This is a genomic window from Microbacterium schleiferi (assembly GCF_038150145.1).
Lineage (GTDB): Bacteria > Actinomycetota > Actinomycetes > Actinomycetales > Microbacteriaceae > Microbacterium > Microbacterium schleiferi_B.
The window spans coordinates 181,311-202,029 of the sequence record NZ_JBBWSA010000003.1; the positions used below are offsets into that span (position 1 = coordinate 181,311).

Below are 20,719 nucleotides of genomic sequence, written 5' to 3' on the forward strand. Positions count from 1 at the left end.
TGGTGCGGAGCGCTCACGCGCCCCAGCCGGCCTGGGTTCCGCCGACGCGGTCTGCGGCGATGCGGGCCGCATAACCGGATGCCGCGTAGGCGGCCATCGGGTCGACGGGAAGTCCTCGCGACTCGCGCCACTGGGCAAGAGCGGGGCGCACGTCGGTGTAGAAGGCGTCCATGAAGATCGCGTTCGCGGCAAGCACGTCATTGGCTGCCTGGGCGGCATCCAGTGCCTCTCGATCGACCAGGAGCGCCCGAGCCGTCATCTCCTGGACGTTGAGCACCGAGCGGATCTGCCCTGGAATCTTGTCTTCGATGTTGTGGCACTGGTCGAGCATGAACGCCACGTCGGGGTTGTTCAGGCCACCGCCGCGCACGACTTCGAACAGGATGCGGAACAGCTGGAACGGGTCTGCTGCTCCGACGATGAGGTCGTCGTCGGCGTAGAAGCGCGAGTTGAAATCGAACGAGCCGAGCTTTCCGAGGCGCAGCAACTGCATGACGATGAACTCGATGTTGGTTCCCGGGGCGTGGTGGCCGGTGTCCAGGCACACCATCGCCTTATCCCCGAGGGCGGCGACCTGAGCGTAGGAGGTTCCCCAGTCGGGAACGTCCGTGTGATAGAACGCCGGCTCGAAGAACTTGTACTCCAACACGAGGCGCTGCTCGTCGCCGAGGCGCGCATAGATCTTCTGCAGCGAATCCTGCAGGCGGTCCTGGCGCGCACGCATGTCGTTCTGCCCGGGGTAGTTCGAGCCCTCGGCGAGCCAGATCTTGAGGTCGCGGGACCCGGTAGCGTGCATGATCTCAATGCACTCGAAGTGGTGATCGATGGCCTTCCGGCGGATGCGGTCGTCGTGGTGCGTGAGCGCCCCGAACTTGTAGTCCTCGTCCTGGAAGGTGTTGGAGTTGACCGTGCCGAGGGCCACGCCGAGGTCTTCGGCATGACGGCGCAGGTCGTCATAGGAGTCGACCTTGTCCCACGGGATGTGTAGGGCGACGCTCGGAGCGAGCGCCGTGTACCGATTGACCTGCGCCGCATCCGCCACCTTCTCATAGGGATCGCGGGGCGTTCCGGGGGTCCCGAAGACACGGAATCGGGTGCCCGAGTTGCCGAAGGCCCACGAGGGCAGCTCAATGGCTTGGCCCTCGAGGGTCGTGAGGATGGATGAGGACAGCGTCGTCATGGCGCACTCCCGCGCTTGGGAAACGGATGAATCGTTTCAAGCCTAGCCTGCAATGTATCGTTTCAGCAATGTCGAAAGAAACTGCCACCGCGTCGGTCAGCGTCAAAGATGTCGCTGCGGCCGCTGGCGTCTCGCTCGGCACCGTCTCAAATGTGCTCAATCAGCCCGAAAGGGTGTCGCCAACCACGGTTGCACGCGTGCGCGCCGCGATCGCCGAACTCGGTTACGTGCGTAACGACGCCGCGCGCCAGCTTCGGGCGGGGCGCAGTTCGACGATCGGACTGATCGCGCTGGATCTTGCCAACCCGTTCTTCGCGGCAGTCGCAAAGGGCGCCCAGGAACGCGCCGCCGAGGCGGGGCTGTTCGTGCTCGTGGCGGCGAGCGAAGACACCCGCGAGCGCGAGATGGCCTACCTCGATCACTTCAGCCAGCAGCGTGTGGTGGGCGTGCTCGTCACGCCAGCGTCAGCTGATCCGGCGGCGATCGAGCGGCTCGAAGCCGTCGGGACCCGGATCGTCCTCGTCGACAGGGATGCCGGAGATGCCGCGCTGAACTCGGTCTCGGTCGATGACGAGCAAGGCGGGTATCTCGCAGTTTCTCACCTCCTGACTACCGGCCGCAGGCGGATCATGTTCGTGGGCGGGCCGACGACCCTCCCGCAGGTGCTCGACCGTTTCGCCGGCGCCCGTCGCGCCGCGGCAGAGGTGTCTGACGCCTCCCTGGAGCACCTCGAGACCGCAGAGCTCACCGTGCTCTCGGGGCGTGACGCGGCAGCCCGGATCCTGGAGCGGGATCACGGTGACCGACCGGATGCCGTGTTCTGCGCCAACGACCTCGTTGCCGTCGGGATGCTGCAAGGGCTTGCGATCCTTGGCGGGGTGAGCGTGCCCGACGAGATCGCGCTCGTGGGCTACGACGACATCGACTTCGCCACGGCGACCGTCGTACCGCTCACGTCGGTGCGTCAGCCCGCGGTCGAGATCGGACGCGCAGCTGTCGAGCTGCTCCTCGAGCAGGATGGCGAGCGTTCGCGACCCCGTCAGGTGAGGTTTACCCCCGAGCTCATCATCCGGGAATCCAGTCGAGCGACCCTGAGAATCTGAGCCGCATCGCGGGCATGCTCCCCTAATGTGGGCCGCACGAGCATGTCAGTCGCCCTTCGCACCGCCCAGCGCTCGTCGTTGCTCCAGGTCGTTAAGTCCGCCGTCGCCACAGTGCTCGCGTGGTTCCTCGCCGGGTGGCTCATCCCTGCTCAGCCTCCGGTGTTCGCCGCGATCGCCGCGCTCCTGGTCGTCCAACCGAGCCTGAACCAGTCGTTCGGGAAGGCGCTCGAGCGCAGTGTCGGGGTCATCGTGGGTGTCGTGGTCGCCTCGGCCCTCGGCATCCTGCTCGGGACATCCACCGGGGTCGTTGCGGTCGCCGTGGTCGTGTCACTCGTGCTCGCGTGGGCCTGCGGATGACGCCTGGCACCGGAAACCAGGTAGCCATCAGCGCGCTCCTCGTGCTCGCCCTGGGGACCGCAACGCCGGACTACGCACTCGATCGCATCATCGAGACGGTCATCGGTGCCGCGATCGGCTTCGTCATCAACGTCCTCATCGTTCCGCCGCTCCCTGTCGAGCCGGCCCGCCGCGCCGTTCGCGCGCTCGCCGACGACCTCGCCGGCACCCTCGACCGCTTGGCCGATGCCCTGCAGCACTCGCAGAGCCGGTCGCAGCTGGACGATCTTCTCGCGCGGGCGCGAGAGACGCGAGCGAGTCGGGATGCCGCGGGTGCCGCGATCGCCGCGGCACGAGACTCGCTGACCTTGAACCCTCGCGCGCCACGCCATCGCGCCGAGCTCGCTGCGCTCGACACTCTCGTCACGACGTTCACGCCGATCGTGACGCAGGCCGTGGGAATGACTCGCGCGTTCAACGAGCGCTATGACGACACTCTCCTCGACGAGCCCGCAATCGGCGCGATCGCCGAACAGTTGCGGCGAGCGGCACACGATGTGCGATTCGCCCCCGATCGCGGAGCTGCTCCTCCGACCGCTGGCGAGGTCGAGCCTGCTGCGCTGACCAGGCCTCTCGCGCTGGCCGCTCCGTCGTCGGACCATTGGATCCTCGTGGGCTCGATGATGGTCGACCTTCTCCGCATCCATCACGCGCTCGTCGAGATCGTGACCGACACCGAGTGAGGCCCCTGAACTCCGCGCCGAACAGGGCTTTCTCACTGACCTCAGGGTGGAATTTTGAGGCGAGAGTGCGCATCCTAGACGCGTGAGCGCGACGAACCCCCACGACGAGTACGAGGCGCTGAACCACGCCGTCGACCGTCTCGTGCGCCGCATCCCCTGGGCCGACGAGGAGAGCGTCAGACTCATGGTCGCCGAGGAGGTGGCAGCTCTCGGCGATGCGCGGCTGCGGCACTTCATCCCCGCGATGGTGGAGACTCGAGTGCTCCGGAGGCTCCGTGCGTCCGGACCGTTGGATATCGCCGTCTAGGTGACGACAGCTTTCAGTGTCACTGAAGGATTGCTAGCATCACGTCATGCGGGGCGATCATTGTGACTCCGACCGTGGAGGCGATCGTCGCCGACATCCCGGTCGTCGCTATCGACCCGCACGTCGGGCCGGGGGACGGCGTGCCCACCGTCGAGGCCGATAGTTTCGGGGGAGCGGTCTCGGCCGTCAAGTATCTGATCGAGCTCGGTCACCGCCGCATCGGGTTCGTCGCGGGGCGACCAGACCTCCGATCATCCCGCGCGAGAGACGCCGGTTATCGCCGGGCGTTGGCCGATTCAGGAATCCCCTACGACGCCGAGATCGTGCGAGTCGGCTTCTACGAGCAGGATGCTGCGCGCACCGCGGCGCTGTCGCTGCTCGAGTCGCCGCGCCGCCCGACCGCCGTCTTCGCCGCCAACGACCTCTCCGCCATCGGGATCATCGAAGTCGCGCGGGAGATCGGCCTCGAGGTCCCACGCGATCTGTCGGTGATCGGATTCGACGATGTGCTCGAAGCATCCCGGATGTCGCCGCCACTGACGACGATTCGCCAGCCCATGCGGCGGCTCGGGGCGGCAGCCATGTCGCTGTTGGCGACTCTCATGAACGGTGAGGAACCGCCCGAACGCCATCTGCGCCTGGCCACGCAGCTCATCCCACGCGCCACGACCGCCCCGCCGAGGTCCTCAGGTCAGCGGTAGTGCGACCAGCACGAGGATGCCGAGGGCTCCGACAAGTCCCACGAACACCGCCAGGGTCAGTAGAAGCGCCCCGTCCGGGACGATCGTGTGATCCCGGGCGGTGACTGTCGCGAATGACACGCGTTCGTAGCGCCGGCGCGACCATCCCCACAGGACTGCCGAGAAGATCACCCCGACGATGCCGGGCAGGATCCACCATCCGCTTCCGAGAGCCGCCGGCAGTAGTCGCATCGCCACGACGGATCCGACGGCGATGCTCAGCGCGGTCCGCCGCCACGCCAGCTCTGTCCGCTCGGGCTGGAGACCCGGATCGTACAGCTCGTCACTCACGCGGATGTCGCCTTAGGCGAAGATGACGGCGAGCAAGATCAGCGCCGCTGAGACGGTGACCGCGACGCCGGTGACCGCGCCCAGCAGCGACCCCGGAAGGGGGGTGGCAAGCCGAAGGGCACGCTCGCTGCGCTGCCATCCGAGCCACGCCAAAGCGGGGGTGATCATGCCCATGACGATGAGCACGAGACTGGCTGCCAGACGCCGGCCGGGGTGGAGCGCGAGCCCGAGCACCTCGAGGGCGACGCCACCGGCGATCAGCGCGAGCGCAGTGCGGATCCAGGCAAGGAAGGTGCGTTCATTGGCCAGTGTGAAGCGGACGTCCGGCTCGGAGCCATGGCGGTAGACGGACTGCGGAAACCGCGATCTCATCGGTCCTCCCTGCTCGCTGACGAGTCACACCCTAGCGTGACCCACGCCGCTCACTCGGGGCGGTCGCGTGCGCTCAGGTGCTCAGCGCGGAGCGAAGATCCTCGATGGCCTCACACCAGCCCGGATCCCCGGCCCCCGCCCACTCGGTAGCCAGCTCGCTGCCCTCGCCGCACGCCGCGGTCAGTGCGGCGATCGCGAGGGCCACCGTGTCGAGCGTCGGTCGCCCGGCGCGCACGATGAAGGACTCGACCTCCTCGGTGTATGCATCCCGCTGCGTCGCGTGTCCGAGACCGTGCGCGACCACCTCGGCTGCGGCGACGGCGATGATCGCCGTGTCGCGTTCGACGTCCTCGACGTCCTCGAGCGCGTCCGCCAGGGCGTCGTCGACGACTCCCCAGTCCGACTCGTCCTCGAGCTCCCATGCCCAGTCGGCCGCGACATCGTTGCCGAACGGCTCAACGCTCCATGCACCCATGGCCCACACGGTATATGTCGCGGATGAACGGTTCACGCTCCTCGGGTGGCCCCGGTGTGACTCCCCGGCAAAACCTCTTCATGCGCCGCTGTGCGCTCCGACGCGCGTACTCGGGTCGGGGTCAGGGGGTGGGTGCGCCGGTGGATTCGACCGGCTCGATATCGGCGATCGGCAGCGTGATCTGGGCGCAGGTGCCGACCGGCTCGGCCCGCGCGAGCTCGATCCTGCCGTCCATCGACGACAACAGCTCCTTGACGATAGCGAGTCCGAGACCGGTCCCCGGCACCCCGCGGCTCGTGCTCGAGGAGCTGCGATAGAACCGATCGAAGATGTGGGTGAGGTCCTCGTCGGCGATTCCCTCGCCCTCATCCGAGATCGTGACGACCACCTGGTGGTCGGTGCGGTAGGCAACGACAGAGATCGTGCCGCGATCGGGCGAGAACTTGATCGCGTTGGTGAGGATGTTGGTGAAAACGCGCGTGAGATCGATCTCGCGACCGTGAACGGGCAGATCCGGCTCGATCTCGGCGGCGACCCGAAGGTGGCGTTGCTGGATGCTGTGCTTCGCGTCTTCGATGCTGCGCTGCAGCGCCAGCCCGGCATCGGTGACGGGCAGAGCGTCAGCTGCGGCCGGTCCGCGGCTGAGCTTTGACACCAGCAACACATCGTCGATCACCCCGCGTAGCCGCGTCGCGTTGCGAAGGATGACCTCGACCTGCTCGCGGACGTTCGGGTCGTCGGTCGTGTCGCTGAGTTCCTCAGCGAATCCCAGGATCGAGGTGATCGGGGTCCGCAGCTCGTGCGTGACGCTCGCGACGAAGTCGACTTTTTGCTGGGTGAGGGCTTGGAACGTCCTGCTCACCTGGCGTTCGCGCTCCAGCCGCCACTCCATTTCTCGCTCGGCTTCTCGGAGCGGCCGCAGATCCTGGACCGATACCAGGAGTACGCGGTTCAGGCCGGAGCGGTTGACGGCGTCAATCGTGATCGTGGCTGGCGGGTTCCCGGGTGCCACATCCTCCCAATCGACGGTCACCGACACGTCGTATGTCGCCTCGGCCAGCGACGGTCGCAGGAGTGCGTCCTCGCGAAGTCGCCAGCGTCCCGTATCCGAGCGCTCGAACTCGCTGCGCAGCATCACGACCGCGGAAGCGTTGACTTCGAGAACGGAGTACTTGCCGGGGCCGTCCTCTTGGAGGATGGCGAACCCGCTCTTGGACTGCCGGAATGCGTCATGCAAGAGATGCGATACCGCCATCTGCCGGCTCTCCAGTGCCCGTCTGTCGTTCTGCGATGCCGAGATCGCGAGAGTCGTCGCGCCGAAACAGATCGTGAAGACCTGGAGTGCTGTTGCGGTAGGAAGTTCCGAGCCGGCAGCCGCGTACGCTCCGCCACCGATGACGGTGAGTCCCGAGGCGGTGCCGACGACCGCGAGCAGCTGCACGGCGACGAAGAACATCGGCTCGGCGACCGCGGCCCATGCCATGAGCGGCATGGCGAGGATCGGAACCGCGACCGGTGTGCCGGGGAAGAACGCGATAACCGTGGCGGCGAGCATCGCTACGGTGAGCCCGACGCTGCGCCACCAGCGCACCGACGCTGCGCGGGGGATCGCGATGAGTCCCAACGGGGCGATGAGGACCATCGCAGACAGGTGCGACGCGCCGATCGTCCAGAAGACATCCACGAAGCCGCCGCCGCTGAACTCACGGGCAACGCCAACGAGCGCGCCGACGATTGCTGCTCCGCTGATCGCGCCGATCGCGAAGCGGCCGACATCCATCAGCGTTGTCAGCCGGGGGCGATCCTGCTCACGCGAGACCGCGGTCGCGACCAGCCACGCCTCGGCCGCTATGCCGAGGGACCCCAGAACGACCACCAAGAGGGGGCGGTCGGCGACTGCCGATCCCAGGCCCGACGCCAGGCCCACCGCGATTGCGGTCAACCACCGCCAGCGGAGCGGGGATGCCGCCGCTGCGATCGCGCCCATAGCCGCCGTTGGCCACCACCACGCCAGACTCATCTCGCCGCGCTGCTCGAGCGCGAAGATGACGGCCAGCGCCCCGCCGAGTGTGACCAGCCCGGCGACGAAGACGGCTCGCCATAGTGGCGCGGCCTGACCGATTGTCGCCGCAACGCTTGGCCGCGTCATGCCCGATCCCTTCTGACCTGCCCACCCCTTCGGACTAGCATGGCTCACAGCAGGGGCTTTCGCAGGCCTGAAGCAGACTTTTGCCGAAGGGAGGGTCGCGTGGCGCGCATCATCGTCATCGATGACGACGCGGACATCGTCCGGCTCGTCGCGATCCGTCTCGCTCGTGCTGGCCACGATGTTGACGAATACTACGACGGCACCTCCGGACTCGGGGCGATCCAATCGTCGAAGCCGGACCTTGCCGTTGTCGACTGGATGATGCCGGGTCTCGACGGCATCGGCGTCGCGCAGGCGGTGCGGGCGGATGCCGCACTCGCCGCGATGCCCCTGCTGCTGCTCACGGCCCGCTCAGACCCCGCCGAACACGATTACGCGTGCGCGCAAGGTTTCTCTGCTGTCGTGACCAAACCCTTCACGAAGGCGGAGTTGCTGAGCGCGGTCAGCGCGCTTCTTCCAGAGGACCAGGCCGCTCCGGAAGCCGGCTGAGCGGATCTGCCAGCAGGCCAGCGAACGCCGCCTCGGCGGCGCCGATCAGGAGCCTGTCATCGGCCAGGACCGCGGCGCGGATGTCGACGTCCTCGGCGTTCGCGGGCATCGACTGCGCGCGTACGAGATCGGTGAGCTGATCCGTGGCCCCCTCCGTGAGCATCGCGAGGAAGCCGCCGAGCACGATCGCGCGAGGGTTCAGGACGTTGACGGCGTTCGCCAGCGCTGTCGCGAGAATCCGTCGTTGCCTGTCGGTCTCGGCGGCGACGCTGGGGTCATCGGATGTCGACAGCACAGCAGCCAACGTCGGGTCGTCGGCGCTCGTCAGGCCGACTGCCCGCAGAAGCCGTGAGCGGCTGACTTCGTCCTCGAGGACGCCCTCGGGAGCTTGCTGATCGGCCGTGCTGGCGATGCCGGGACGGTTCTGACCGAACTCACCGGCGTAGCCGGAAACCCCTCGCACCGGCATCCCGTGAACAATCAGACCGCCACCGATGCCGCTGGCGCCACCGTTGAGATAGACGACGTGGTCTAGTCCCCGCGCCGCGCCGTAGAGGTGCTCGGCGACGGCTCCGAGGGTCGCGTCGTTGTCGACGGCCGTGGGCAGCCCGGTCGCGTCGGCGACGAGTTCCCGGATCGGTGCATCGTGCCATTCGAGGTGGGGGGCGGTGCGCACCAGGCCGTCCCGCGCGCGGACGAGCCCGGGAACCGCGATCCCGATGCCGACGATGCGGCGCCCTGCGAGTGCGGTCTCCTGCCACGCAGCGACCGTGTCGGCCACGAGAGCCGCAGTCTCGCCGGGAGTGACGAGTTCGGTGCGCTCGATCCGGAGCCGGGCGGCGATCGATTGGTCGAGGGCTACCGCCGCGATCGTCACGGCATCCACCTCGGGGTTCACGGCGATCGCGACGATCCGGGGATCGGCGGCGACGATCGGCGACGGGCGGCCGACGCGCCGAGAGGGATCGGGGGCGGTCTCTGTCACGAGGCCCGCCGTGCACAGTTCGGCAACGAGATCGGCGATCGTCGAACGGTTGAGTCCCGTCGCGAGGGTCAGAGCTGCCCGCGACCGGGGGCCTTCGAGGTGGACCTGCCCGAGAATGCGAGCGAGATTGCGGGTCCTGACGCTGTCGGTTCCCGGCTCGAGCATGCGTTCACTGTAGGGGATAGCGGAGGCATCCGTCGTGGTATAGGTTGTTGCTCGCAACAATTATCCGCGTGCCTCGTGCAAAGGAGCAGTCATGCCCACCCCCACCCCCGCCGACAAGTTCTCCTTCGGCCTCTGGACCATCGGCTACAACGGGGCAGATCCGTTCGGTGGACCCACCCGGCCAGCGCTTGACGTCGTCCACGCCGTCGAGAAGCTCGCCGAGCTCGGCGCCTACGGCCTCACTTTCCACGACGAGGACCTGTTCGCCTTCGGATCGACGGATGCCGAACGTCAGAACCAGATCGACCGCCTGAAGGGTGTCCTCGCAGACACGGGCCTGATCGTCCCGATGGTGACGACGAACCTCTTCTCTGCCCCCGTCTTCAAGGACGGCGGCTTCACGTCCAACGACCGGCAGGTGCGCCGCTTCGCCCTGCGCAAGGTGCTGCGCAACCTCGACCTGGCAGCCGAGCTCGGCGCCAAGACCTTCGTGATGTGGGGCGGGCGTGAAGGCGCCGAGTACGACGCCGCGAAAGACATCCGCGCGGCCCTCGAGCGCTACCGCGAGGCAGTCAACCTGCTCGGTGACTACGTGACCGACAAGGGTTACGACATCCGCTTCGCTATCGAGCCCAAGCCCAACGAGCCCCGCGGTGACATCCTGCTGCCGACCGTCGGGCACGCCCTCGCGTTCATCGAGTCGCTCGAGCGTCCCGAGCTCGTGGGGCTGAACCCTGAGGTCGGTCACGAGCAGATGGCGGGCCTGAACTTCGCCGCCGGAATCGCGCAGGCGCTGTACCACGGCAAGCTGTACCACATCGATCTCAACGGCCAGCGGGGCATCAAGTACGACCAGGACCTCGTCTTCGGTCACGGCGACCTGCACAACGCGTTCGCCCTCGTGGACCTGCTCGAAAACGGCGGCCCGAACGGCGGACCCGCGTACGAGGGCCCTCGCCACTTCGACTACAAGCCGAGCCGCACCGAGGACGAGTCCGGCGTGTGGGATTCCGCTGCGGCCAACATGCGCACCTACCTGCTCCTCAAGGAACGGGCGCAGGCCTTCCGCGCCGACCCCGAGGTGCAGGAGGCGCTCGCCGCCTCCCGCGTCCCCGAACTCTCGGTGACCACCCTCGGCGACGGCGAGTCATACGACGACCTGCTCGCTGACCGTTCGGCCTACGAGGATTTCGACCCGTCGCAGTACTTCGGCGGCAAGGGCTTCGGCTTCGTGCGTCTGCAGCAGCTGGCCACCGAGCACCTGATGGGCGCCCGCTGACGTGACACTGGTGATGGGGGTCGATTCGTCGACCCAGTCGTGCAAGGTCGTCATGACGGATGCCGAGACCGGCGCGGTCATCCGCGAAGGCCGCGCCGCCCACCCGGCGGGTACCGAGGTGGACCCCGCCGCGTGGTGGTCAGCGCTGCAGGAGGCGATCTCGGCAGCCGGCGGCCTCGATGATGTGGCTGCCTGGTCGATCGGGGGTCAGCAGCACGGCATGGTGGTGCTGGATGCCGATGGTCGCGTCATCCGTCCCGCGCTGCTGTGGAACGACACCCGGTCCGCCGGGGCGGCGACCGATCTCATCGCCGAATTCGGTGCTGAGGACCTTGCTCGGCGCACGGGTCTCGTGCCGGTCGCCTCGTTCACCATCACGAAGCTCCGGTGGCTGCGCGATCACGAACCCGAGAACGCAGCCCGAGTGGCGGCAGTCGCACTCCCGCACGATTGGCTGACGTGGCGGCTGCGAGGCTACGGTCCTCGCGGCGAGTCTGCTCGCGGTCCCGTGCTCGAAGAACTCGTCACGGATCGGTCGGATGCCTCGGGCACCGGGTACTGGTCGCCGGATGCCTGGCGTGCGGACGCGGCAGGGAAGGTCGTGGCCGACGGCTACGACCGCGATCTGCTGGCCGCCGCGCTCGGCCATGACGCCGCGCTCCCCCGGGTGCTCGGTCCGCGGGAGTGGGTGGCAGATCGCGACGGCAGGCGTGTCGCGTCCGGCGCTGGGGATAACGCCGGCGCCGCGCTCGGGGTCGGTGCCGGCCCCGGCGATGTCGTCATCTCGATCGGAACGAGCGGAACCGTCTTCGCCGTGAGTGAGCACTGGACGATCGACCCCACCGGAACTGTTGCCGGGTTCGCGGATGCCGACGGGCATTTCCTGCCGCTTGTCGCGACCCTCAACGCGGCGCGGGTGCTCGACACGATCGCGGCGTTGCTCTCCGTCGACCACGATGGCCTCAGCCGGCTAGCGCTGGCCGCCGAGCCGGGAGCCGCGGGCCTGACCCTCCTCCCGTACTTCGAGGGGGAGCGCACGCCCAATCTGCCGGATGCGACAGCTGCCCTCACCGGCATGACCCTCGCCTCGACAACACGCGAAAACCTGGCCCGCGCCGCCGTCGAAGGCATGCTGTCTGGGCTCGGCGCTGGCCTGGACGCCCTGCGCGCTCTCGATGTGCCGCTTCGCCGCGCGGTACTGATCGGTGGCGGCGCTCAGTCCGAAGCAGTTCGCGAGATCGCCCCGGCGGTGTTCGGGATGCCCGTGGAGGTTCCGTCGCCCGGTGAGTACGTGGCGCTCGGCGCCGCTCGTCAGGCTGCGTCCGTCCTGGACTGATCTCCCCCTCCCGTCCGTGCCCGCGAGACTGCACGGTGCAGCCCCGTGCGGGCGGGGATGGGGTCGCGCTCGGCTGCCGGACTCACAGCGATCTCGTACCCGCGGTCCGTAGGTTGGCGGCATGAGTCACGCGTCGGCCATGCACCCCGCGACCTCGCAGCTTTCGCACCCGGCTTCCGATGAGGTGACTGTCTCGCTCTCGCAGTTGAGGGCCGCCCGCGACGAGGTGCAGCGCTTCTTGTTGCCCTACCAGTTCGGCCTGAAGGAAATCGAGACGAAGGTCGAGATCCTGCGCGACGAGTTTTTGCAACTGCACGATTACAACCCGATCGAGCACATCTCCAGCCGCGTGAAATCCGCCGACAGTCTCGTCGCCAAGGTCGGTCGCAAGGGCATCGACGGGGACTTCGACTCGATCCGAGCGCACATCACCGACATCGCGGGCATCCGGGTCACCTGCAGTTTCGTGGCAGATACGTACCGCCTGTTCGACCTGCTCACCCAGCAGGACGACATCGAGGTGCACTCGGTGAAGGATTACATCGCCGATCCGAAACCCAATGGCTACAAGAGCCTGCACGCGATCGTGCGGGTTCCCGTATTCCTCTCGACCGGCCGCGTCGACGTGCCGGTCGAAGTCCAGTTCCGCACGATCGCGATGGATTTCTGGGCGAGCCTCGAGCACAAGATCTACTACAAGTTCGACCGCCAGGTACCCGAGACTCTGCTTGCGGAGCTGAAGGATGCCGCGGCAAGCGCCGCAGAACTCGACGAACGGATGCAGCGCCTGCACCGTCAGGTGCACGGCATCCGTCCGGCTCCACCGCGAACTCTCGAGGTCTGATCTTCCGCCGCTCTAGCAGGGCTGAGCTCCCGGTAGCAACCACCCCCACCGGGAAACCCTGCTCGACTAGGGTGGAATCCCACCAGGAAGGGGTGCCGTGCAGACATGGCCAGGGTCGGCGTATCCGTTGGGTGCGACCTTCGATGGGAACGGAACCAACTTCGCCCTCTTCAGTGAGGGCGCTGACCGAGTCGAGCTGTGCCTGTTCGGCGAGCGCGGTCGGGAGACACGCGTCGACATGCTCGAGGTCGATGCGTACGTGTGGCACGCGTACCTCCCCAACATCGCACCGGGGCAGCGCTACGGGTACCGCGTCCACGGCGAGTACGACCCGACATCCGGCAAGCGGTTCAACCCCAACAAGCTGCTCCTTGACCCCTACGCGAAAGCTGTCGACGGGCAGGTGAACTGGGGCCAGTCGGTGTTCGGTTATACCTTCGGCGACCCCGACTCGCGCAACGACGACGACTCCGCCGCCGACATGATGAAGGGCGTTGTCATCAATCCCTTCTTCGACTGGGGCGGTGACCGGCCGCCGCGAATCCCGTACTCGGAATCCTTCATCTACGAGGCCCACGTCAAGGGGCTGACGATGCGGCATCCTGACATTCCGGATGAGATCCGCGGCACCTACAGCGCCATCGCGCACCCGCTGATCATCGAGCACCTCAAGCGGCTCGGGGTCACGGCGATCGAGCTGCTGCCGGTGCACCAGTTCATCAACGACTCGATGCTGGAAGAGAAGGGCCTCTCCAACTACTGGGGTTACAACACGATCGCCTTCCTCGCGCCGCAGAACACCTACTCCTCGTCGGGGCAGCGGGGGCAGCAGGTGCAGGAGTTCAAGGGCATGGTGCGCGCCCTGCACGAAGCCGGTATCGAGGTCATCCTGGATGTCGTCTACAACCACACCGCAGAGGGCAACCACCTGGGTCCCACACTCTCCTTCCGCGGCATCGATAACGAGGCGTATTACCGCCTCGAGGATGACGATAAGCGGTACTACACCGACTACACCGGCACGGGCAACAGCCTGAACGTCGGCAACCCGCACGCACTGCAGCTGATCATGGACTCGCTGCGGTACTGGGTGCTCGAGATGCACGTCGACGGCTTCCGCTTCGACCTCGCTGCGACCCTCGCCCGCGAGTTCTACGACGTCGATCGACTCGCCACGTTCTTCGAACTCGTCCAGCAAGATCCCGTGGTCAGTCAGGTCAAGCTCATCGCCGAGCCCTGGGATGTCGGTCCCGGCGGCTATCAGGTCGGGAACTTCCCGCCGCAATGGACGGAGTGGAACGGTAAGTACCGCGACACCGTCCGCGATTTCTGGCGGGGTGAGCCGCAGGCCCTCGGAGAGTTCGCCTCGCGGCTGACCGGATCCAGCGACCTGTACGCGCACTCCGGGCGCTGGCCGGTGGCATCCATCAACTTCGTCACAGCTCACGACGGGTTCACGCTGCGCGACCTCGTCTCGTATGAGCAGAAGCACAACGAGGCCAACGGTGAGGACGGGCGCGACGGCGCTGATGACAACCGGTCGATGAACTTCGGGGTCGAAGGTCCCACCGACGACCCGCAGGTCAACGAACTGCGGGAGCGGATGCAGCGCAACTTCATTGCGACGCTGCTGCTGTCGCAGGGTGTGCCCATGCTGCTGCACGGCGACGAGCTCGGGCGCACGCAGGGCGGCAACAACAACGGTTACGCCCAGGACAACGAGATCACCTGGATCGACTGGGAGAACGTCGACGCGAGTCTGATCGATTTCACGTCGGCACTGGCCCGCCTGCGCCGCGATCACCCCACGTTCCGGCGTCGCCGCTTCTTCGACGGGCGTCCCGTCCGCCGCGAAGAAGTGGAGCGCATCCCCGACATCGTGTGGCTGCGGCCGGACGGCACGCAGATGCAGCCGGAAGACTGGGACTCTGGATTCGGACGCTCGATCGGCGTGTTCCTCAATGGGAACGGCATCCGTGAGCGCGACCGCCGTGGCGAGCCGATCACCGATCTGCACTTCCTCGTGCTCTTCAACGCCGGCGGCGAGCCGGTCGAGTTCACGCTCCCGGATGTCGAATTCAGCCCCAACTGGGACGTTCTGGTCGACACCGCCGGGACGCTCGCCAACACCGAGCCGGTCCATCCGGGCGCGGCAGTGGACCTCGCTGCCAAGTCGGTGGTCGTGCTGTGTGAACACGTCGAGGAAGAGGTCGAGGTCGACAGGTTCGTCGCAGCCTCCCTGGCCACCGGAACTGTCTCGATCGACGAGGTCCCGGGAGCGGCCCCCAAGGAAGAACTGTCGAGGTAGCGATGCATCCTGAGTCGACGTACCGCCTGCAGGTCCGCGCCGCGTTCGACCTGGATGCCGCAGCCGCCGTCACCGGGTACCTGCGCGACCTCGGCGTCGGTTGGGCCTATCTTTCCCCGCTGCTGCAGTCGACTTCCGGCTCCGATCACGGATACGACGTCGTCGACCCGACCCGCGTAGACCCCGCCCGCGGCGGGGCGGAGGGACTCGAACGCTTCGCCGCTGCCGCGCGCGCCGCGGGCCTCGGCATTCTCATCGACACGGTTCCCAACCACATGGGGATCGCGGTGCCCGCCGAGAACCCGTGGTGGTGGGACGTGCTGCTGCGTGGTCGCGACTCGCGGTACGCCGCAGCGTTCGACATCGATTGGGAGTTCGGCGGCGGAAAGGTGCGAGTGCCGGTCCTCGGGTCGGACGCCGACGAGATCATCGATGCGATGGAGATCCGGGTGGATCCGGCGCCGACGGCGCTCGCGCCCCACGGCACGGTGCGCTACTTCGACCACGAGTTCCCGCTCGCGGAGGGGACCGCGCCGGCGGAAGCGACGTCGTACCCGGATGCCGTCCGCCAGGTGCTCGCTCGACAGCACTTCGAGCTGATGTTCTGGCAGCTCGAGGCATCCGAGCTGAACTACCGGCGCTTTTTCGCGGTCTCGACCCTGGCGGGAGTGCGCGTCGAAGACCCGGTGGTCTTCGACGAGGCCCACGAAGAGGTGGCGCGGTGGTTCCGGGAGGGGCTGGCCGATGGCCTGCGCATCGATCACCCCGACGGGCTTGTCGACCCCGGCGGCTATCTCGAACGGCTCGGCTCGCTCACCGGCCGCCGGTACACGCTGGTCGAGAAGATCCTCGAGCACAGCGCGACGGAGCATCCTGAGTTGCTGCCGGCCTGGTGGGACACCGACGGCACGACCGGGTACGACGCCATGGCCGAGATCGACCGCGTCCTCATCGACCCTGACGGTGAGGGTGCCCTTGACGCCCTCGACGAGCGGCTGCGCCGCGCGACCGGCCTGCGGCCGGCGCAACCCTGGCCCGATCTCATCCACGACACCAAGCGGATGATCGCGGACACGATCCAGGGCAGCGAGATCGCCCGACTCGTGCGATGTCTGCCCGAGCACGTGGTGCTCGCTGCTCCGGATGCCGCCGATGCCCTGGCTGAGATCCTCGCCTGCTTCCCCGTCTACCGCTCCTACCTCCCCGCCGGGCGGGAGGCACTCGATGAAGCCCTGGCCGAGGCATCCGCTCGCCGCCCCGACCTGGCCGCGGCGATCGATACGCTCTCGCCGTTCGTGGCCGACCCGGCGCTCGAGGTGGCCCGCCGCTTCCAGCAGACGACGGGCCCTGTTATGGCCAAGGGCGTCGAAGACACCGCGTTCTACCGGGCCACGCGCCTGGGCACCCTCACCGAGGTCGGCGGGGATCCGTCGGTGTTCTCGCTATCGGTCGCGGGGCTCCACGAGGCGTTTGCCCGCAGGCAGGCACAGCGGCCGACATCGATGACGTCCCTGTCGACGCACGACACGAAGCGCGGGGAGGACGTGAGGGCGCGCCTCTCGGTGCTCGCCGAGATCCCGCATCGCTGGGCGAACGTGCTCGAACAGTTGCGAGGAATCGCCTCGACGGGACACGGGCCGTTCGACGCCCTGCTGTGGCAGGCGATCATCGGATCGTGGCCCGCCACTCCTGAGCGCCTGCACGCCTACGCCGAGAAGGCAGCACGGGAAGCGGCAGAGGCAACGACCTGGTGGAATCCCGATGCCGACTTCGAGCGCCGGATGCACGCCGTCGTCGACGCTGCGTACGGTGAAGCCAGGGAACTGGTCGAGGCTTTCGTCGCCGAGATCGCGCAGCCGGGGTGGAGTAACTCGCTGTCTGCGAAGCTCGTGCAGGTGGCTGGGCCCGGAGTTCCCGACGTTTACCAGGGGTCGGAGTTGTGGGAGACCTCTCTGGTGGACCCCGACAACCGTCGCGCTGTCGACTTCGCGAAGCGCGCGGCGATGCTCGCCGAGCTCGACCGTGGCGAGTCCGAGGGGAACGTTCCCGCCATCGACGCTTCGGGGGCAGCGAAGCTGCTGGTAACCTCGCGCGCGCTGCGGTTGCGGCGCGACCGGCCCGAGCTGTTCACGCGCTATCTGCCCGTCGAGGTGCTGGGTTCGGCGTCCGGGCACGCGATAGCTTTCGACCGGGGTGGGGCGATCGCCGTCGTCACCCGGCTGCCCGTGGGCCTGGTGGCGGGGGGCGGCTGGGGCGACACCCGGATGCTGATTCCGGGCGGAACCTGGACCGATGCGCTCACGGGCCGGGCCTATCCCGGCGGAGACGTGCCCCTGGGCGAGGTGCTGAGCGCGCTTCCTGTCGCGCTCCTGACACGTCAGACACCCGAGAAGCGTCGAGACACCGCACGTGACGGGGTTTCTCACACAGGCTCTGGTGTCTCGGGTTCCAGAGAAGCGGAGGAAGCATGATCGAGGTCTGGGCTCCCCGAGCGGAGCGGGTACGGATGCGTCGACCCGGCCATGCCGACGCGGAGATGACCGTGCGTGAGCGCGGATGGTGGACGGCAGACGTTGAGCTTGCTGATGGTGACGAGTACGGGTTCGTCCTCGGGGACGGCGACGCGCTGCGCCCCGATCCGCGGTCGCGGCGTCAGCCCCGGGGAGTGCACGAAGCATCGGCGTTCTTCGACGCCGAAGCCTTCGCGTGGACCGACGGCTCGTGGACCGGACGTCAGTTGGCCGGCGGCCTGATCTACGAGATGCACGTCGGAACCTTCACTCCCGAAGGCACCCTGGATGCCGCCATCGAGCGGTTCGATCACCTGATCTCGCTCGGGGTCACGCACGTCGAGCTGCTGCCGGTCAACGGGTTCAACGGCGTCTGGAACTGGGGCTACGACGGCGTGCTCTGGTACACGGTCCATGAGGCCTACGGCGGCCCCGCCGCCTATCAGCGGTTCGTGGATGCCGCGCACGCCGCGGGGCTGGCCGTCATCCAGGACGTCGTCTATAACCACCTCGGCCCCAGCGGGAACTATCTGCCCGAGTTCGGCCCGTACCTGCGTGATGCGGCGCGCAACACGTGGGGACTGTCGGTCAACCTCGACGCGCGCGAGGTGCGCGAGTTCATCATCCAGAACTCCCTCATGTGGCTGCGCGATTACCACGTCGACGGGCTGCGGCTGGATGCCGTGCATGCCCTCCGTGATGAGAGCCCGACCCACATCCTGCAGGAGCTCGCCGAGGCCGCCGATGCCCTCTCGGCGCACCAGGGTCGGCCGCTGACGCTCATCGCGGAGTCCGATCTGAACGACCCGACTCTGATCCTGCCGCGGGAAGCCGGCGGGTACGGTCTCACCGCACAGTGGAGCGATGACTACCACCACGCGCTCCATGTCGCAGTCAGCGGCGAGACCGTGGGGTACTACGAGGACTTCGGCGCGCTGGGCGCCTTCCCCAAGGTCTGGACCGAAGGGTTCTTCCACAACGGCACCTACTCGTCGTTCCGGGGGCGGGACCACGGCTTCCCGATCCCACCGACGGTTCCCACCTGGCGGCTGGTGACCTTCGGCCAAGACCATGATCAGATCGGTAATCGCGCCGCCGGCGACAGGCTCAGCCAGTCCCTCTCCACCGACCGGCTTGCCGTCGCAGCGGTCTTGACACTGACTACGCCCGGAACGCCGATGCTGTTCATGGGCGAGGAATGGGGAGCATCCACGCCGTGGCAGTTCTTCACCTCGCACCCGGAGCCCGAGCTGAGGGAAGCTACCGCAAAGGGTCGCATCGAGGAGTTCGAGAAAATGGGCTGGGACCCGGCGATCGTCCCCGACCCGCAGGATCCCGAGACCTTCCACCGCTCGAAGCTGGACTGGGCAGAGGCAGCCACCTCACCGGAGGTGGGGGTCGACCACGCGCGGCTGCTGCAGCTGTATCGCGACCTCGCCGCGGTGCGTCGCGCGCGGCCCGAGCTGACAGATCCCGCCTTCGCGGACTGCGATGCGCTTTCGGGGAGTGGTGCCGACAGCGATGATCCGCGGGCGCGGTGGTTCGTGCTCCAGCGCGGTGAGCTATCGGTCCTCGTGAATCTCACCGGGTCGTCGCACACCTTCGCCGTGGCGCCGGATGCCGTCATCCTGCTGAGCGCGGGAGGGGGTGAGGTCGAGCCCGTCATCACCGCGGCATCCGGCCCCGACCCGTCGGGCGCGGCATCCGTAATCACCCTCGCCCCCGACTCCGCCGCGATCGTCGCCCCCGCTCGCCCCTGACCCGAGCTCCGAACCGAGCGCCGAACCCACAGGTTTGGGTGCGAGCCCACACGTTTCTGCGTGCGGATCGTGTGGGTTCGCGCAGAAGAGTGTGGGTTCGTGCCGGTGGTTGCCCCTGACCCGAGCCCGGGCTGGTGCTCGCTATCGTGAAGGGATGTCCGCGAATCTCCTGATCATCCCGCTTCTGGCAGCGCTCGCACCGCTGCTGACCCGGGTGATCGGGCGGTGGTTCGCGGTTCCGATCGTCGTGTTCGAACTCGTGCTCGGCATCCTGGTCGGGCCGTCCGTGCTCGCCTGGGTGGAGCCGGTCGACTTCTTCGCGGCCCTCGCTCAGTTCGGACTCGCGATGCTGTTCTTCGTCGCAGGATCCGAACTCGACTTCACGGCCTTCCGCGGGCGAACCGGCCGCAACGCCGCGGTCGGATGGCTGCTCTCGCTCGGGATCGGCATCCTGATCGGCCTGCTCGTCGGCCCGCTGGGCGCGGCGATCATCATCGGCATCGCGCTGTCGTCGACGGCCCTCGGGACGATCCTTCCCATCCTTCGCGACGCCGGCGAACTGAAGACTCCGTTCGGCAAGGCGGTTGCGGCAGTCGGCGCGGTGGGCGAGTTCGGTCCGCTGGTCGCGATCTCCGTCTTCCTCGGCGGGCGAGACCCGGGCGTCGCCTCGATCGTGCTCGCTGCCTTCCTCGTGATCGCGGGGCTTGCGATCTGGCTCGCCTTCCGGATCCCGCACGGGATGATGCACCGCGTGGTCAGCGCGACGTTGCACACGTCGGGACAGTACGCGATCCGTGTCGTGTTCCTGATCCTCGGGGCGCTGCTCGCCCTGAGTATTGCGCTCGATCTCGACATCCTGCTCGGGGCGTTCACCGCAGGAATCGTGTGGCAGCTCATGATGCGCGACGCATCCGAGGAGAACCGTGAGGCTGTCGAGAGCAAGATCGAGGGGATCGCCTTCGGATTCCTCGTGCCGATCTTCTTCATCTACACCGGCGTCACCTTCGACCTCGCGGCACTGCTGGCAAACCCCGCGCTGCTGCTGTTCGTGCCCGTCGTCCTCGTGGCGTTGCTGATCGTGCGCGGTGTGCCGTCGATGCTCGTCGCACCGCCGGGGTCGCGCGTGCGCGATCGGATCGCTCTTGGTCTCTTGGGTGCGACGGGCCTGCCGATCATCGTCGCCGTCACCGCGATCGGCGTGGACGAGAATCTCCTCACCTCGGCGCAGGCAGCCCTGTTCGTGACCGCGGGAATGCTGTCGGTGCTGATCTATCCGCTCATCGGAATGCTGTTGCGAGGCGAGCGCGTCAGCCGCGTTCCCGCCGAGCTGGATGACGCGGTCTAGCG

At 67.6% G+C, this 20,719-nt stretch carries 19 protein-coding genes; 13 read left to right on the forward strand and 6 right to left on the reverse strand.

Annotated features, from left to right (window positions below):
- Positions 1-13 precede the first annotated feature (13 nt).
- Positions 14-1,180, reverse strand: a complete 1,167-nt coding sequence (gene rhaI, locus AADH62_RS04375) for an L-rhamnose isomerase (protein WP_341578425.1) — start codon at positions 1,178-1,180, stop codon at positions 14-16.
- 68 nt (positions 1,181-1,248) lie between these two features.
- On the opposite strand from rhaI, the gene AADH62_RS04380 reads away from it, so the two are divergent.
- The 5 genes from AADH62_RS04380 (at position 1,249) to AADH62_RS04400 (ending at position 4,370) form a co-directional block, all read left to right on the forward strand.
- Positions 1,249-2,283, forward strand: coding sequence for a LacI family DNA-binding transcriptional regulator (locus tag AADH62_RS04380; protein ID WP_341578426.1), 1,035 nt, complete (start codon positions 1,249-1,251; stop codon positions 2,281-2,283).
- A gap of 42 nt (positions 2,284-2,325) precedes the next feature.
- Positions 2,326-2,640: an aromatic acid exporter family protein gene (locus AADH62_RS04385; RefSeq protein WP_341578427.1), complete on the forward strand. Its 315-nt coding sequence runs from the start codon at positions 2,326-2,328 to the stop codon at positions 2,638-2,640.
- Positions 2,637-3,362 carry a hypothetical protein gene (locus tag AADH62_RS04390; RefSeq protein ID WP_341578428.1) on the forward strand — a complete coding sequence of 242 codons (726 nt, stop codon included), beginning with the start codon at positions 2,637-2,639 and terminating at the stop codon, positions 3,360-3,362. The genes AADH62_RS04385 and AADH62_RS04390 overlap by 4 nt, the downstream gene beginning before the upstream one ends.
- A gap of 82 nt (positions 3,363-3,444) precedes the next feature.
- Positions 3,445-3,669: a three-helix bundle dimerization domain-containing protein gene (locus AADH62_RS04395; RefSeq protein ID WP_341578429.1), complete on the forward strand. Its 225-nt coding sequence runs from the start codon at positions 3,445-3,447 to the stop codon at positions 3,667-3,669.
- 74 nt (positions 3,670-3,743) lie between these two features.
- Complete coding sequence (locus tag AADH62_RS04400; RefSeq protein WP_341578430.1) at positions 3,744-4,370, forward strand: substrate-binding domain-containing protein; 627 nt, start codon at positions 3,744-3,746, stop codon at positions 4,368-4,370.
- Here AADH62_RS04400 and AADH62_RS04405 read toward each other — a convergent pair.
- From AADH62_RS04405 to AADH62_RS04420, 4 genes are all read right to left on the reverse strand, one after another.
- Complete coding sequence (locus tag AADH62_RS04405) at positions 4,356-4,700, reverse strand: DUF202 domain-containing protein (protein WP_331790790.1); 345 nt, start codon at positions 4,698-4,700, stop codon at positions 4,356-4,358. The two genes, AADH62_RS04400 and AADH62_RS04405, sit on opposite strands and share 15 nt — an antisense overlap.
- A 12-nt stretch (positions 4,701-4,712) precedes the next feature.
- Positions 4,713-5,072: a YidH family protein gene (locus AADH62_RS04410; protein ID WP_341578431.1), complete on the reverse strand. Its 360-nt coding sequence runs from the start codon at positions 5,070-5,072 to the stop codon at positions 4,713-4,715.
- Between the two features lie 73 nt (positions 5,073-5,145).
- Positions 5,146-5,547 carry a DUF4259 domain-containing protein gene (locus tag AADH62_RS04415; RefSeq protein ID WP_292727808.1) on the reverse strand — a complete coding sequence of 134 codons (402 nt, stop codon included), beginning with the start codon at positions 5,545-5,547 and terminating at the stop codon, positions 5,146-5,148.
- 121 nt (positions 5,548-5,668) lie between these two features.
- Complete coding sequence (locus AADH62_RS04420) at positions 5,669-7,696, reverse strand: ATP-binding protein (protein WP_341578432.1); 2,028 nt, start codon at positions 7,694-7,696, stop codon at positions 5,669-5,671.
- A 99-nt stretch (positions 7,697-7,795) separates the two neighbouring features.
- On the opposite strand from AADH62_RS04420, the gene AADH62_RS04425 reads away from it, so the two are divergent.
- Complete coding sequence (locus AADH62_RS04425; RefSeq protein WP_228177393.1) at positions 7,796-8,185, forward strand: response regulator transcription factor; 390 nt, start codon at positions 7,796-7,798, stop codon at positions 8,183-8,185.
- Here AADH62_RS04425 and AADH62_RS04430 read toward each other — a convergent pair.
- On the reverse strand, positions 8,139-9,335 hold the full coding sequence (locus tag AADH62_RS04430; RefSeq protein WP_341578434.1) for an ROK family transcriptional regulator: 1,197 nt from the start codon (positions 9,333-9,335) through the stop codon (positions 8,139-8,141). The two genes, AADH62_RS04425 and AADH62_RS04430, sit on opposite strands and share 47 nt — an antisense overlap.
- Before the next feature lie 91 nt (positions 9,336-9,426).
- Between AADH62_RS04430 and xylA the strand changes: the two genes are divergently transcribed.
- The 7 genes from xylA to AADH62_RS04465 all read left to right on the forward strand — a co-directional run bounded on the left by xylA (position 9,427) and on the right by AADH62_RS04465 (position 20,717).
- A complete protein-coding gene (gene xylA, locus AADH62_RS04435) occupies positions 9,427-10,614 on the forward strand; it encodes a xylose isomerase (RefSeq protein WP_341578435.1) in 1,188 nt (395 codons plus the stop codon).
- A 1-nt stretch (position 10,615) separates the two neighbouring features.
- Positions 10,616-11,950, forward strand: coding sequence for a xylulokinase (gene xylB, locus AADH62_RS04440; protein WP_425355643.1), 1,335 nt, complete (start codon positions 10,616-10,618; stop codon positions 11,948-11,950).
- Between the two features lie 121 nt (positions 11,951-12,071).
- Entirely contained in the window at positions 12,072-12,794 is a 723-nt protein-coding gene (locus AADH62_RS04445) for a GTP pyrophosphokinase (RefSeq protein WP_292727800.1), read from the forward strand.
- A gap of 97 nt (positions 12,795-12,891) precedes the next feature.
- Positions 12,892-15,102 (forward strand): glycogen debranching protein GlgX, encoded by a 2,211-nt coding sequence (gene glgX, locus AADH62_RS04450; RefSeq protein WP_341578437.1) that lies wholly within the window; start codon positions 12,892-12,894, stop codon positions 15,100-15,102.
- 2 nt (positions 15,103-15,104) lie between these two features.
- The gene (treY, locus tag AADH62_RS04455) at positions 15,105-17,573 is read left to right on the forward strand and encodes a malto-oligosyltrehalose synthase (RefSeq protein ID WP_341578438.1); all 2,469 of its coding nucleotides are present in this window, start codon (positions 15,105-15,107) and stop codon (positions 17,571-17,573) included.
- Positions 17,570-19,372, forward strand: a complete 1,803-nt coding sequence (gene treZ / locus AADH62_RS04460; RefSeq protein WP_228177386.1) for a malto-oligosyltrehalose trehalohydrolase — start codon at positions 17,570-17,572, stop codon at positions 19,370-19,372. The genes treY and treZ overlap by 4 nt, the downstream gene beginning before the upstream one ends.
- Positions 19,373-19,526: 154 nt before the next feature.
- Positions 19,527-20,717: a cation:proton antiporter gene (locus AADH62_RS04465; protein ID WP_228177385.1), complete on the forward strand. Its 1,191-nt coding sequence runs from the start codon at positions 19,527-19,529 to the stop codon at positions 20,715-20,717.
- Positions 20,718-20,719: the final 2 nt, after the last annotated feature.

Coding starts and splice junctions, on each gene's coding strand:
- rhaI (WP_341578425.1), bottom strand. CDS start 1,180: ATGACGACGCTGTCCTCATCCATCCTCACGACCCTCGAGGGCCAAGCC.
- AADH62_RS04380 (WP_341578426.1), top strand. CDS start 1,249: ATGTCGAAAGAAACTGCCACCGCGTCGGTCAGCGTCAAAGATGTCGCT.
- AADH62_RS04385 (WP_341578427.1), top strand. CDS start 2,326: ATGTCAGTCGCCCTTCGCACCGCCCAGCGCTCGTCGTTGCTCCAGGTC.
- AADH62_RS04390 (WP_341578428.1), top strand. CDS start 2,637: ATGACGCCTGGCACCGGAAACCAGGTAGCCATCAGCGCGCTCCTCGTG.
- AADH62_RS04410 (WP_341578431.1), bottom strand. CDS start 5,072: ATGAGATCGCGGTTTCCGCAGTCCGTCTACCGCCATGGCTCCGAGCCG.
- AADH62_RS04415 (WP_292727808.1), bottom strand. CDS start 5,547: ATGGGTGCATGGAGCGTTGAGCCGTTCGGCAACGATGTCGCGGCCGAC.
- AADH62_RS04420 (WP_341578432.1), bottom strand. CDS start 7,696: ATGACGCGGCCAAGCGTTGCGGCGACAATCGGTCAGGCCGCGCCACTA.
- AADH62_RS04430 (WP_341578434.1), bottom strand. CDS start 9,335: ATGCTCGAGCCGGGAACCGACAGCGTCAGGACCCGCAATCTCGCTCGC.
- xylA (WP_341578435.1), top strand. CDS start 9,427: ATGCCCACCCCCACCCCCGCCGACAAGTTCTCCTTCGGCCTCTGGACC.
- AADH62_RS04445 (WP_292727800.1), top strand. CDS start 12,072: ATGAGTCACGCGTCGGCCATGCACCCCGCGACCTCGCAGCTTTCGCAC.
- treY (WP_341578438.1), top strand. CDS start 15,105: ATGCATCCTGAGTCGACGTACCGCCTGCAGGTCCGCGCCGCGTTCGAC.
- treZ (WP_228177386.1), top strand. CDS start 17,570: ATGATCGAGGTCTGGGCTCCCCGAGCGGAGCGGGTACGGATGCGTCGA.
- AADH62_RS04465 (WP_228177385.1), top strand. CDS start 19,527: ATGTCCGCGAATCTCCTGATCATCCCGCTTCTGGCAGCGCTCGCACCG.